Origin of the sequence: Actinopolyspora mortivallis DSM 44261, from assembly GCF_000384035.1 — a bacterium.
GTDB classification, from domain to species: domain Bacteria; phylum Actinomycetota; class Actinomycetes; order Mycobacteriales; family Pseudonocardiaceae; genus Actinopolyspora; species Actinopolyspora mortivallis.
The window spans coordinates 3,670,533-3,683,544 of the sequence record NZ_KB913024.1 but is presented as its reverse complement, the minus strand read 5'-3'; the positions used below and the strand labels follow the sequence as shown (position 1 = coordinate 3,683,544).

Sequence of the window (13,012 nt, the reverse complement as noted above, 5' to 3'; positions counted from 1 at the left end):
TGCGCGTGGCATACTGTCCGTGTTATGGCATCCAGGACGACATCCGGCGGTCAGGTCGCGGAAGACGGCACGCGGGAACGGCTGCGCGCGGTGGGGCTCCGGGCCACCGCCCCCCGCGTGGCCGTGCTCGACTGGCTGTCGAGCAATCCGCACTCGACCGCCGAGCAGGTGGCTGGTGCCGTACGGAGGGACATCGGCTCGGTGTCCACCCAAGCCGTCTACGACGTGCTGCACGCGTGCACCGCGGCCGGGTTGTTACGCAGGATCGAGCCCGCCGGTCATCCGGCACGGTTCGAGTCCCGTACGGCGGACAACCACCACCACCTGGTGTGTCGCGACTGCGGACGGACCGAGGACGTGGACTGTGTCCACGGTTCGGCACCGTGCCTGACTCCTTCGACCACGGCAGGATACTCCGTGGACGAAGCCGAGATCGTTTTTTGGGGATACTGCCCCGACTGCAGGTCCGCCGAACAGTGACCGGCGGACATCTCAACCACCACGAGGAGGGACGATCGTGAGTTCGCCACGGCCCACGACGACCAACGCCGGCATCCCGGTGGCCAGCGACGACCACTCGCTGACCGCGGGAAGCAACGGCCCGATCCTGCTGCAGGATCACTACCTGATCGAGAAGAACGCGCAGTTCAACCGCGAGCGGGTGCCCGAACGCGTGGTGCACGCCAAGGGCGGTGGCGCTTTCGGCTTCTTCGAGACCACCGAGGACGTCAGCCAGTACACCAAGGCCGCGCTGTTCCAGCCCGGCGCCAAGACCGAGGCGCTGATCCGCTTCTCCTCGGTCGCCGGTGAGCTGGGTTCCCCCGACACCTGGCGCGACCCGCGCGGCACGGCCATCAAGTTCTACACCTCCGAGGGCAACTACGACCTCGTCGGTAACAACACTCCGGTGTTCTTCATCCGGGACGCGATCAAGTTCCCCGACTTCATCCGCTCCCAGAAGCGCCGGGCGGACAACCACCTGCGGGACCACGACATGCAGTGGGACTTCTGGACCCACTGCCCCGAGTCGGCCCACCAGGTGACCTGGCTGATGGGTGACCGGGGTATCCCGAAGACCTGGCGGAACATGAACCTCTACGGTTCGCACACCTTCATGTGGGAAAACGCCAAGGGCGAGAAGTTCTGGGTGAAGTACCACTTCAAGACCGACCAGGGCCACGACTTCCTCACCCAGGAGGAGGCCGACCGGCTGGCCGGTGAGGACGCCGACCACCACATCCGTGACCTGTGGACGAGCATCAAGTCCGGCAACAACCCGAGCTGGACGCTGTACGTGCAGGTCATGCCGATCGAGGAGGCTCCGGACTACCGGTTCAACCCGTTCGACCTGACCAAGGTGTGGCCGCACGGCGACTACCCGCTGATCAAGGTCGGCCGGTTCGTGCTCAACCGCAATCCGGAGAACTACTTCGCCCAGATCGAGCAGGCCGCCTTCGAGCCGTCCAACATGGTTCCCGGCATCGGCCCGTCGCCGGACAAGATGCTGCAGGGCAGGCTGTTCTCCTACCCGGACGCCCACCGCTACCGCATCGGTCCGAACTACATGGACCTGCCGGTCAACCGGCCCACCGCCCAGGTGAACTCCTACGCCAAGGACGGCCCGATGCGCTACAGCTACGGGCAGGACCCGGTGTACGCGCCGAACTCCTACGGCGGCCCGCACGCCGACACCGCCCAGGGCACCGAGCACTCCGCCCAGGGCATCGAGGAGGAGGTCGTCCGCTCGGCCTACCAGCTGCACGCCGAGGACGACGACTTCGGCCAGGCCGGAACCCTGGTCCGCGAGGTCTTCAGCGACGAGCAGCGGCAGCGCTTCGTGAACAACGTCGCCGGGCACCTGTCCAAGGGCGTCAGCCAGCCCATCCTGGAGCGTGCGCTGCAGTACTGGCGCAACGTGGACAAGGACACCGGCGACAAGATCGCCGAGAGGGTTCAGAACTGAGCCTTCCCCGGTGCGGCCACCGCGTGGCCGCGGGCTGACTGTGGTTCCCACCACCGACCGGGTCCGACGGTGCCCACACCGTCGGACCCGGTTTTTCGTGGTCGGGCTCGCATCGGTTTCTCGGTAGTCGCCAGCGCTATACCGGAGGTTGGGGTAGATTGACCGCTGATGAGAAGTGATCACATGCCTTCCGGTCATGCCCCTCCGGGACCGCCTCAGTCCTCTGGAAGGAGGGCGAAGGGAACGGGGCGGAGTAATTCTTGGTTGGCCGTTTCACTGGGATTGATCGCGCTGTCCGTAGTAGCGCTCGGCTGGGAGCTCTGGACGCGTGTTTCGGTACAGGAGTTCTGGCCGGACCACGATGTGTATCGCAGAGCTGTGGATGCCTGGCTGCACGGTGAGAACGTCATGCCCTCCAGCTCTCCGATCACGAACGAAGACCCGCTTCCCTGGGTTTATCCTCCGTTTGCGCTGTTGACGTTGGCTCCGTTGGCCGTGTTACCGCTCAAAGTAGACATAACTTTGCTGTATCTGCTGAACACGGCGGCCCTGGTTGTCACTTTTCATCTCGTTCTTCGGCGCGTCTGGGGCAGTGGTGACCGACTGTTTTGTTTCGCGTTGTCGTTGGTTCTCGCCAGGGCTTCTCTTTTTCTTGGGCCGGTGTCCGGATGTTTCGCGCAGGGGCAGATCAACATCGTATTGATGGGAATGGTGGTCGCGGACTGCCTTACGCGTAATCCACGTTGGCCACGGGGAATGTTGATCGGACTGGCCGCTGCGGTGAAGATTATTCCCGGAGCTTTCGTGCTGCTCTTCCTGATGCGGAAAAATTTCCGCGCGGCTGGAACGGCGGTAGCGACAGGGGCGCTGGCGACCCTGGCTGGTTTCGTGATAGCTTTCGAAGCCTCCGTCAAGTACTGGTTCACGCAGGGTCCAGCAGCCTCTGCCTTCGGTTCTCCGTTGCGGAGTAACCAGACAGTACTGGCTGTTCTGAACCGTACTGATCTTCCTGCGGGGTTACAGATCTCGTTGTGGCTGCTCGCCTGTGTGGTGTTGGGGGGAGTGACCGTCTACTGTGTTCGTAACTCTTCTGACACGTTGTCCGTGATGACGATCGGATTGGTCGCCCTTCTGATATCACCGACGTCCTGGTCCAATCACTGGGTTTGGCTCGCTCCCACGGTCCTTTTCATGGTTGTGTATGGTCTGAAAAATTACAGCAAATTGTGGCTGTCCCTTTCTGTTCTGTCGGTTTCCGTTATCTTCTGGTCACCGTTCGGAAGATTGCCGCTGGATCGGGATTTGATGTTGAACCTTTCTCCTGTCGACCAGTTTCGTGCGGCTTCTTTCGTGGTTCTCGGATTCCTGGTGGTCGCGTTGGCGACTTTTTCGGCCATGTGTCACCCGTTTTCTCGCCAGGAGGACTGGGATGACGTAGGACAAGGGGATTCACTTTCCTCCGTGAGGTGAGTCCGCAGACGTTGCGACAGTCGTGTTTGCCGCTGAGTTGTTTCCTGGAGGGGATGGGTCCACAGCGTGGTGGACCTTCTGCACGCGTTGTCTCCGGTTCGATCCGAGGGGCCCGCCGAATGTACCATATCTCTCTGTAACAGAGATTACAGTTGGCCGGAAAAAGTGAGCGAGTCCGCCGTCGCCATTGCTGTGTTCGGACAGGCAGATCTCGCCGACGACGCACTGCACCGTACCGTCTCCGTTGTCAGCGGCCATCGCTGCGCCGGGAAAAGCGATGAGACCGGCGGCCGAGACACCGAGCACTGCCAGAGCCTTCTTCATTGTTCTCTCCTCGATTCGAACGTCCGCTACGAACGTTTTATCGTGTTCTTCTGAAGAACTTATGCGACGGAACACGGTTGTCGACATGTACGAAGGTGCAGTTTTCGCTGCACCTTGGTCGCACGCCAGCGTGTGAGCAGGGTTGCGCCACCGCGCGGTACTCGACACGGAGTCCGCCTGACCCCCTCGTCGTCCGGGCCTTCCGGACCGGAGGCCGGGGCGGGAGAGTGAGGGAGGAGTTACTGGCCGCCGGTCAGGGTGAGCAGCAGCCGTTCGCAACTGCGCTGGACGGTACGCACGGCCTGCCGGTGCGCACGGTCGAAGAGCGGGTCGGCCGCCAACGCGCGCCAGCGCCGAGCGAGAGCACCGGCCCGTTCGACCAGTTCGCGGGGCTGGGCCTGGGGCGGTGCTCCCAACCGCACGCCGGGATGGGGGCCGCGCGCGCCCAGCACCTGTTCGGCCTCCTGACGCAGCGGGTGCGGCAGCCGCAGCTGCCCGGACCACAGCCCGGACAGCACCCGCAGCTCGTCCCACTCGTGGGCGTTGGCCAGCAGCCGGTCCAACTCCCCCCGCAGCTGCCTGCTGCCCGGACGGGGATGGGCCCGCAACACCATGTCCACGGCCATCAGCACCGAACGGGCCCGCAACGCCTCCTGCCGTTCCACGAACTGCAGGTGCACCGCCTCCTGCAGCACGCCGATGCGACTCTCCTCCAGCAGCGCGTCCCGCAGCCTGGTGGGTTCGTCGACTCCCCGGGCGAGCAGGTCCAGCGCACGACGCAGCCCGAACAGGCCGAGCTCGTTCAGCAGGGTCTGTCTGGTGCCGGAGTCCACGCCCTCGGGTTCGGTGGCCTTGGTGAACCTCTCGGCCGACAGCAGCTGGTCCTCGATCCGTGTTCCGTCGAGCGTGGCCAGCCCGCGCAGCGCCTCGAAGCGCTGTCGGTCCAGCGCGCTCGCCCCCTGCGCGCACAGCCCCGCGACGGGGATGACGTGTTGGGTGAAGGAACGGATCTTGGGGTCCTGTCGGTAACGCGCCGCCCTCCGCTCGGCGGTCTCCAGGGCGTCCTCGTCCCCGGCGGCCACCTCGTCGGCGCGGGACAGCGCGAGCACCGTGTTGATCGGTGCCCGCCGCGCGACGCGCAGCTCGTGCACCGAGTGCAGGAACTGCACGTCCGTCTGCTGGGGCTGGCGCGTCAGGTAGAGCACCGCGTCGGCCTCGGAGAGGATCTGGGCCAGCGCCGACCTGCCGGTCTCCTGCACCGCCGTGGAGGCCACTCCCGGCGTCTCGATGAGCGTGATCGCCTGGAGACCGGGCGAGGGGGTCTCGATCACCAGCCGGGCGACCTCGTCCGGTCTCCAACGTTGCAGGTCGCGGATGGTCGCCGGATCCAGCTTGCCCCGACAGACGTGCTGCTGGGTCCCGTGCGGGGTGTGCACCGTGATCCGGGGTTCGTCCCCGTAGCGGAACACGGTGTTGACCTGGGTGCGCTCCTCGGTGTCACTGGGGGCGATCTCGGCGCCGACCAGCGCGTTGACCAGGGTGGACTTGCCCGACTTCACCCTTCCGGTCACGGCCATGCGCAGCGGTTCGGAGAGCCGCTCCAGGCGGGTGCGCAACCAGCCCGCGGTGCGGGGGTCGTCGCGGTAGAAGGTCATCGTACGGAGCAGCAGTGCCCTGGCCTGCCCCAGCAGGCCCGTGGGCGGTGGCTCGGCGTCACTCGGTGCGTTCATGCGGCTGTGATGCGGTTGGAGGTCAACGTGGCGGCCTTCTTGCGCAGCGCGTTGAGTTCCTCGAGTTTCTTCTTGATCTCCCTGGCGCGGGCGTCCCGGTCCACGGCGCTCTGCTCGGCCGAGCGCTTGGTGTCCTGGATGGACCGGCTGATGCTGATCTGGGCCTGTTCGGTGATGCGGTTGCAGTGGTCGTGCAGCGTCTGGTGCATGTGGCGGATGGCGTCCCTGGCCTCCTTGTTGACCTGGAAGACCACGTGTTCGACATAGCGCTGTACGGAGGTGCGGGCCTCGGCCTGTCTGCGTTTCAGCCGGGCGTCCTTCTCCTCGTTCAGGCTCTTGCTGCCCAACAGCAGCCCCGCCGAGATGGAGACCACGTTCATCAACGGCAGTCCCGCCATGCTCGTCATCAGCCCGAACATCAGCACGCCGCCGTAGGAGCCGCGCAGTCCGGTCAGGAACTGGTCCTTGCGCGGGTAGTCGGCGTTCTTCGGGGGTTTGGGGTCGGGAACCCGGGGCAGGGGGTCGGGCACGGGGATGGGGTCGCTGGCGGGCAGGGTGCGCACGTGCTCGCGCAGCAGTTCGTCGCAGACCTGCTCGGTGATCCGCTCCCGGCGCCGGTCGAGCCACTCGAAGGTCTCCGCGATCGCCCGGGAGAGGTTCCGCCGCAGCCAGTCCTCGAAGTCCTCCCAGGTGGTGCCGGGGTCCACCTCGTCCAGCGTCTCGTTGGCCTGGTGCAGCACGGCCCAGCTGCGTTCCCGGAAGTCGTACTCGATGTCGGAGTACAACTCCTGGACGGCGTCGGAGAGCGTCTTCTGCCAGCGCCCGGAGAGCCGTTTCAGGTCCTCGGCGCGGCGTTGGGCCGCCTCCAGTTCGAGCAGGGTCTCGGTGGCCGTGCGTGGGCTCTGGTTGTTCAGCTCCTCGCGCAGGGAGGTGGTGATCCGGTCGATGGCCTCGGTGACGTTGTGGGCCACCAGCCTGCGGGTGAGTTGTTCGTGCGCGCTGGCCATCTCCTTGCGGAGATAGTCCAACAGGGGGGGAAAGCCCGACTCGGTGTTGAGTTCCTGGCTCTTCTCCCGCATGGCCCGGGCCCGGATCCGGGAGGAGACGGGGAAGATCTTGCCCGCCACTCCCGCGTTGGCCATGTGCTTGCGGTTGATCTCGACGATGCGCCGCCAGTCCGGGACGAAGTCGATCTTGGGTTGGACCAGTGCGACGTTCGGGCACATCGAGGTGACCCGGCGCAGGAAGTTCAGCTCGTTGGTGGTCAGTTCCTGGGTGGCGTCGGAGACCATGAGAAGGGCGTCGGCCTCGGCCACGGCCTCCTCGGTGACGGTGCCCAGGGAGCTGACCACGCCGCCGACGGCGGGGGTGTCCATGAGGGCCAGTCCGTTCTCCAGCAGCGCACGGGGCAGTCCCACCTCGGCGCGGCTGAGGGAGTAGCCGTCCCGCAGCGCGTTGTCCAGCTCCTCGTGCAGGCGCTCGATCGACACGGGCCAGCGGTCCCCGCCCACGGCGCTCTGCGGGGTCTCCTGGCCGACGAGCTGCGCCGAGGGCTCTGAGGAGTGTCGTACGACAGTGGGAACCGTGGTGCTCACGTGCTCGCCCGTGGCGCAGACCGGCGCGTTGACGAGCGAGTTGACGAGTTCGCTCTTGCCCTGTTCGGGCTCGCCGACGACGAGGACGAGCTGGGCCGGATCGAGTACTCTGCTGCGGATCTGGCGCAACCGGTTGCTCAGGTCCGTCCGTTGTGCCTCGACGCACTCGGCCTCCGCGCGGTCGATGAGTTCCACGAGTGCCGTTTCGATCACGGTGGGATTGTGCACGGCTACACGATCGGAGGAAAAATCGGACAGGGCCGGACGCGGAGAGTCCGGAATCCGTCCGTGCGCACCGTACCGACATCGGACGCGTGGAGGAAGTGACTACTCCGGGTGGAGGAGGCCGGGGAAAAGAGTTCGACGCCGCGAGGCTGCCTCTCGCGGCGTCGAACCGATCGCCGGGTTCCGCGGAGAGAGGGGCACACGGAACCCGGCGATCCGAACCGGCTCAGGTCAGAGCGCATGTGGGAAGTGCCGAACTTCCCGGAAACCGTTCCGAGCGGGTCAGGCGGTTCCGGGAGTCAGAGCAGGTCCAGCGGCAGGTCGCTGGTCACGTCGCCGACCAGGCCGCTGTCGGCCGAGCCCTCGGCGGAGCTCTCGCCGCTCAGACCGGCGTGCAGGTCGCCGGTCACGTCGCCGGCGACCGGGACGTCGGCGGTGACGTTGCTGACCGCGCCGGTCACGTCGCCGACCGTGTCGTCGAGGCCGCCGGTCACGTCACCCGCGGCGCCCAGCGTGGTGCCCACGCTGCCGACGGCCACGTCCACACCGGTGTCCACGGTGCCGTTGACGGTGCCCAGGGCGCCGTCAACCGTGTTGTTGACGGTGTCGCCCACGGTGTCCACGGAGTTGTCGACCGTGTTGCCGGCGACGTCGACGGAGTTGCCCACCACGCCGACGGCGTTGTTGGCGGCGTTCACCTCGTTGCCGCTGAGCACGTCGTGCACGTTGAGCAGGTTGTGCGAGTCGGTGTGCTCGACACTGCCGTCCACGTCGACGTTGGTCTCCTGGCTCTGCTGCTGGTTCTGCTCCAGCTGGTTGTCGACGTCGCCTTCGGAGGAGTACTCGGCGGAGGGGGAGTTGTCCACGCTCATGGTTTCCGTCGCTTCCTGTTGCTCGTTGTTCTGTCCGGGATCGAGCTGGCTGATCGCGACGTGTTGGGTGCTCGCCGTGAACGTGTCGATGCTGGGCTGGGCCGTTCGTGCGTGCTCCGTCACGAACTCGGCCGGGGCGTAGTCCAGCATGAACGAGGAGGCGTAGAGCATCTGCGCCGCGTTCAGTCCCCCCAGTCCGGCGCCTTCCAGCGTGCCGTGCGGATCGGCGTCGAACGCCGACCGTGTCTCCGGGTTGCCGACGAGTCGGGTCAGGAACTCCTGAAGCGTCGGCTGGCCCGGGACCGCTGTCTGTTGGGCGACCGGTTCCGGGGTCGGGAACTCGGAATCACCCCGCCCGTGACCCTGATCCGGCTGTGTGTTCGGCATCACTGGCGTTCTCCTGAACTCAAGCCGTGGGTGGTCCTTCTCCCGGGCGAGGTGATCGATCCCCGCGTTCCTTGTTCATCAAGGTACGGCTGGGGCGGCGCTTGCCCATCGGGAGCCACTCCTAGTTATTGCTGAACCTATTAGGGGACTCTGATTTGTCACCCTTTAGGGGATCAATGGGACGGGTCACATCTTTGCGTAATTGAGTCCACGCTAGGTTGGAGCGGCGGGCTTTCCGGACGAACCCCGCTAGGCCGCTTGGCGGTACGACAAGTGTGGACGGCTGATCCGGAAGGGATGGCATGCCTTACGTTCTCGGGGTTCATCTGGGGACCACCACGACCTCGGCCGCTGTGATGGGCAGGAACGGTGGTCGATGGACCACCCCGGTGCCGTTCCCGCTCGGGACGACGCGTCCCGAGGTGCCGAGCCTCGTCCGCCGATCACCGGACGGTGGGTACCTGGTGGGCGAGGCCGCCGCCCAGCGGGCGGAGGCTCCGGAATGGACGTGTTCCCACTTCGTCACCAGCCTGGGTGAGGACGCTCCGTTGCTGCTGGGAGGCGAATTCGTCCCCGCCCAGCGCCTGGTGGCCACGGTGGTCGAATGGGTGGCCGACCAGGTGACCCACCGCCACGGGTACCCCCCCGAACACATCGTCGTCGCGCACAACTGTTGGTGGGGACCGCACCGTACCCACCTGGTGTACCGGGCACTGGCGGAACTGGGGATCACCGACGTCACCCTGCTGCCGGAGACCCTGGCGGTGGCCGTGGACTACGTGTCGAAGCAGACGGTCGCCGACGGGGGCACCATCGCGGTCGGCAACACCGGGGCAAGCGGCTCCGGTGTCGCCGTGCTGCGCAGACACGAACAGTCGACCTCGGCGGACCTGTCGGCGCGCGGGCCGGGATCCGGGCTCGAACCGCTGGGGCCCACCGTGGAGGCGGAGACGCCCGCCGGCGCGGAACTGGACGAGCTGGTCCTCGAACGGGTGCGCACCGAGTTCGCTGACTCCTTCGCCCGGCTGGATCCGGCCGACCCCGGACACCGTGCCGCGGCCGCGCGCCTGCGGGCCGAGTGCACCAGGGCCCGGGAGGAACTCTCCCATCGTGAACTCACACGGTTCAGTGTCCCTCTTCCGGACGAGCCGGGCGAGTTCGAACTGACCCGGGGCGGCTACGAGCGGATGGCGCGAGCCCACCTGGAATGGCTGCCGGAGATGCTGGTCCAGACGGTACAGTCCGTCTCGCTGGCCCCGGAGGACCTGGAGGCGGTGGTCCTGGCCGGCGGTCCCGCGCGCACGCCGCTGCTGCGCGAACTGGTCCGGCAACGCCTCCACGAGCGGGTGCCGGCTCCGGACACCTCCGGACCACCGGTCAGGGTGGACGCATCCCCCGAACTGGTGGCCGCGCGAGGGGCGGCCTTCCGGGCCGCCGAGGTGCTGTCCGCGGCCACCGACAGGGCCGCGGCCGGAGCGGAGACGAGCGTACTGATGCGGGTGCGGGACCCGGGCGAGGACAACCCGGTCACGGAGAATGAGTACGGTGTGGACAGTACGGAGGCGGTGATCGGGAATGCCTCGGCCGATCCCACCGTGCCCCCACCACGTCCCCCGGTGGAGGTCGAACCCATGTCCGTCGAACCGACGCCGACCAAGAAGTCCTTCAAGATCCTGAAACTCACGCTCGCGGCGTTACTGATCGCTTTCGGACTCGTCATGACGTTCGTGCAGGGTTTCGGTGGCCAGTCCGCGGGCCCCGGAATCGTGCAACAGGCCAAGTGATCGCCGGTACCGGCATCGTCCACCGAACACCGCACACCGATTGGGACCGCTCGTGAACCAACCCAGCGCCACACGGCCCGCACCGGAGGCGGGGTCCGCACCACAACCCTGGCAGGTCGTCCAACCGCGCGCTGCGACGGGAATCCGGGAGGAGATCGCGGCCAGCCCGTCCAAACCGGTGGTCGCCGTGATACGCGGCCCGGGCGGCTACGGCAAGACCGCGCTGCTGGCCGAACTCGCCCGGATCTACCGCGAGGCCGGGCTGACGGTGCACCACGAGGTCGACGCCCTCCGGCGCTCCGAGGAAGGACAGCCGGGTGCGCTGCTGGTCGACGACGCCCACCTGTTGGACGAGGCGAGGCTGCGCGAACTCGCGGAGCTGGTCGACGGCGGTGCGCCCCGCGTGGTGCTGGCCTGCCGCCCTTGGCCGTGCCCCGAACCGCTGGCCGAGCTGGTCGCGCTGGTGGGGCGGCGGCGCCCGGTGGTCTCGCTGGAGGAACTGAACCTCGACGAGGTCGCCGCGCGGCTGCGCGAGGTCTCCGGAACACCCCACGACCCCGACACCGTCGAACGGGTGCGGGCGTTCACCGGAGGGGTTCCCGCACTCGTGAGTCGGCTGCTGGAGTCCGTCTCCGGCGAGGAACTCCTCCGCGCGGAGGGGATCCGGCTGCCGCGGCGGGCACTGGACCGTTTCGAGGAGGAGCTGGAGGAACTGGGTGAGCTGGCCCGGCGGTGTCTGACCGTGCTCGCCCTCGGCGGCCCCATCCATCCGGTGCTGCTGGGAACCGTCCTCGACGTGGACTCCACGGTGGTCTCCCGCGCCACGGAGGAGCTGCGTGCCGCCGGTCTGGTGGACGCCGGCGACGCGGCGCATCCGTTCGTCCGGGAGGCGGTGCTGGCGCTCACCTCCTGGCAGCGCCGGCTGGAGGTGCTGCGTGTGCTGGTGCGTATCCAGCTCGACCGGGGGGCGGAGGTGGCCGGGTTGCTGCGTCCGCTGCTCGAAGCCGGCTCGGCCCTGCCCACCGACCCCGTGCTCGCCTCCGGGTTCGAGGCCGCTGGGGCGGAGTCGCTTCCGGAGTCCCCGGAGCTGGCGGTGCGGATGTTCGACGCGGCCGTGGGGGCCGGATCCCCGGCGCTGTCGGTGGCCGCGCGACGTGCCCGGGCGGCGGCGATGACCGGAAGGCTGGACGAGGCGGTGCGCACCGCGGACCGGGTGATCGTGGACGAGTCGGCCCCGGACCGGGATACGGCGATCCGGGTCTCGGCCACCGTGCTCGCCCACCGAGGGCTGCCGGAACGTTCCGCGGAACTGTGCCGGTGGTCGGCGCGGCATCTCCCGTGGGCCGGGGACGCGGCCTACGCCGTGGTGGGGCTGGTGGACACCGGCAGGATCTCCGAGGCCGAACAGCTGCTGGCCTCGGCCGCGGAGGGACCACCCACCTCGGTCTCGGGCGCGGGCGAGCAACTGGCCCGGGGGATCCACGAGTCGGTGACGGGCTCCGCCCCCGAGGCCCTGTCCACACTGGTCCGTGCGGCCTCGTTGGCCGAGCCGGTGGGCGCGGAGCTGCTGGTGCCGGACACACCGGCGGCGGTGGCTGCCACCGTGGCCCTGCACTGCGGCGAGTTCGACGTGGCCGAGTCCGTGTTGGAGCGGGCGGTGCGCGCGGACGTGGGAGGACCGCTGGCCCGCACCCGGCACCGGCTGTTGGCGGCCTGGGTGCCGCTGCTCAGGGGGGACACGATCGCGGCCAGGAACGCGCTGGGCGAGGCCGTGGAGGATCCGGCGGAGCTGCCCGTCCGGGACCGGCTGACGGCCACCGCGCTGGATGCGGGCATCGCCAGCAGGGACAACGACATGGAAGCACTGCGTCGGGCCGTGTCCGGGGCGCGCCGGGCCGTGGCCGAGCACCCCGCCGACCTGTTCGCCCTGCTCCCGCTGAGCGAGCTGGTGGTGGCCGGGGCACGGTTGCGGGACCGGGAGTGGCTGGGGCCACCGCTGCGGGAGACGCGCGAGCTGCTGGCCGCCCTGGGAGAGCCCGCCCTCTGGGCCGCCCCGTTGTCCTGGCGCCGTCTCCAGGCCGCCGTGGTGCTGGGTGACCGGGAGAGCGCGGCGGAGCAGGTCACGGCCCTGCGCGGTCTGGCCGCCGGTGGGCAGCTGGCCGCCGTGCTGTCCACGGCCGCCGAGGTGTGGCTGCGGCTGCTCGACGGCGAGGTCGACGAGGGGGCCGTCCGACAGGCGGCCCACGCGCTGTACGGAGCCGGCCTGGCCTGGGACGGGGCGGGGCTGGCCGGGCAGGCCGCGATCCGCACGAAGGATCGCGGCACCATGCTGGCGCTGCTGGAGTGCGCCCGCTCGTTACAGGGCAAGACACCGCGTCCTTACCGGCACCCGGCGGACACCGGGGGTGTGGGTCCCTCGGGTCAGGAGCGGGAGCTGCTCAGTGAGCGGGAACGCGAGGTGGCCGAACTGGTGCTCGGCGGGATGACCTACAAGCAGGTGGGGCAGCGGCTGTTCATCTCGGCCAAGACCGTGGAGCACCACATCGGCAGGATCAAGCAGCGGCTGGACTGTTCCACCAGGGAGGAACTGCTCGCCCGGCTGCGTTCGCTGCTGGCCGACTGACCGGCCGGGCGCGGGTTCGTGCGGAGTCGTGGCACCGAA

The 13,012-nt window shown here is 68.1% G+C and carries 9 protein-coding genes; 6 read left to right on the top strand and 3 right to left on the bottom strand.

Translation table 11 applies throughout. From position 1 onward, the window contains the following. The first annotated feature begins 24 nt into the window (after window positions 1-24). The 4 genes from ACTMO_RS0117215 (at window position 25) to ACTMO_RS0117200 (ending at window position 3,811) form a co-directional block, all read left to right on the top strand. Window positions 25-480: a Fur family transcriptional regulator gene (locus ACTMO_RS0117215; protein ID WP_051099115.1), complete on the top strand. Its 456-nt coding sequence runs from the start codon at window positions 25-27 to the stop codon at window positions 478-480. Between the two features lie 37 nt (window positions 481-517). Then, window positions 518-1,963 (top strand): catalase, encoded by a 1,446-nt coding sequence (locus ACTMO_RS0117210; protein ID WP_019855927.1) that lies wholly within the window; start codon window positions 518-520, stop codon window positions 1,961-1,963. Between the two features lie 264 nt (window positions 1,964-2,227). Continuing rightward, the gene (locus ACTMO_RS0117205; protein WP_169509078.1) at window positions 2,228-3,433 is read left to right on the top strand and encodes a glycosyltransferase family 87 protein; all 1,206 of its coding nucleotides are present in this window, start codon (window positions 2,228-2,230) and stop codon (window positions 3,431-3,433) included. Between the two features lie 165 nt (window positions 3,434-3,598). Then, the gene (locus ACTMO_RS0117200; RefSeq protein ID WP_019855925.1) at window positions 3,599-3,811 is read left to right on the top strand and encodes a hypothetical protein; all 213 of its coding nucleotides are present in this window, start codon (window positions 3,599-3,601) and stop codon (window positions 3,809-3,811) included. Window positions 3,812-3,996: 185 nt separating this feature from the next. Here the strand turns inward: ACTMO_RS0117200 and ACTMO_RS0117195 are convergent, their stop codons facing one another. The 3 genes from ACTMO_RS0117195 to ACTMO_RS21380 form a co-directional block, all read right to left on the bottom strand. After that, window positions 3,997-5,487, bottom strand: coding sequence for a dynamin family protein (locus ACTMO_RS0117195; RefSeq protein WP_019855924.1), 1,491 nt, complete (start codon window positions 5,485-5,487; stop codon window positions 3,997-3,999). Beyond that, window positions 5,484-7,295 (bottom strand): dynamin family protein, encoded by a 1,812-nt coding sequence (locus ACTMO_RS0117190; RefSeq protein WP_026449349.1) that lies wholly within the window; start codon window positions 7,293-7,295, stop codon window positions 5,484-5,486. Before ACTMO_RS0117190 ends, ACTMO_RS0117195 begins: the two co-directional genes overlap by 4 nt. Before the next feature lie 311 nt (window positions 7,296-7,606). Further along, window positions 7,607-8,566: a hypothetical protein gene (locus tag ACTMO_RS21380; RefSeq protein WP_051099110.1), complete on the bottom strand. Its 960-nt coding sequence runs from the start codon at window positions 8,564-8,566 to the stop codon at window positions 7,607-7,609. Between the two features lie 302 nt (window positions 8,567-8,868). Here ACTMO_RS21380 and ACTMO_RS21375 point away from each other — a divergent pair, with 302 nt between their 5' ends. Together ACTMO_RS21375 and ACTMO_RS0117175 are read left to right on the top strand one after the other, a co-directional pair. Next, window positions 8,869-10,350, top strand: coding sequence for an Hsp70 family protein (locus tag ACTMO_RS21375; RefSeq protein WP_019855922.1), 1,482 nt, complete (start codon window positions 8,869-8,871; stop codon window positions 10,348-10,350). A gap of 52 nt (window positions 10,351-10,402) precedes the next feature. Beyond that, the gene (locus ACTMO_RS0117175; protein WP_084792399.1) at window positions 10,403-12,973 is read left to right on the top strand and encodes a helix-turn-helix domain-containing protein; all 2,571 of its coding nucleotides are present in this window, start codon (window positions 10,403-10,405) and stop codon (window positions 12,971-12,973) included. Window positions 12,974-13,012: the final 39 nt, after the last annotated feature.

Coding starts and splice junctions, on each gene's coding strand:
- ACTMO_RS0117215 (WP_051099115.1), top strand. CDS start 25: ATGGCATCCAGGACGACATCCGGCGGTCAGGTCGCGGAAGACGGCACG.
- ACTMO_RS0117195 (WP_019855924.1), bottom strand. CDS start 5,487: ATGAACGCACCGAGTGACGCCGAGCCACCGCCCACGGGCCTGCTGGGG.
- ACTMO_RS21380 (WP_051099110.1), bottom strand. CDS start 8,566: ATGCCGAACACACAGCCGGATCAGGGTCACGGGCGGGGTGATTCCGAG.
- ACTMO_RS21375 (WP_019855922.1), top strand. CDS start 8,869: ATGCCTTACGTTCTCGGGGTTCATCTGGGGACCACCACGACCTCGGCC.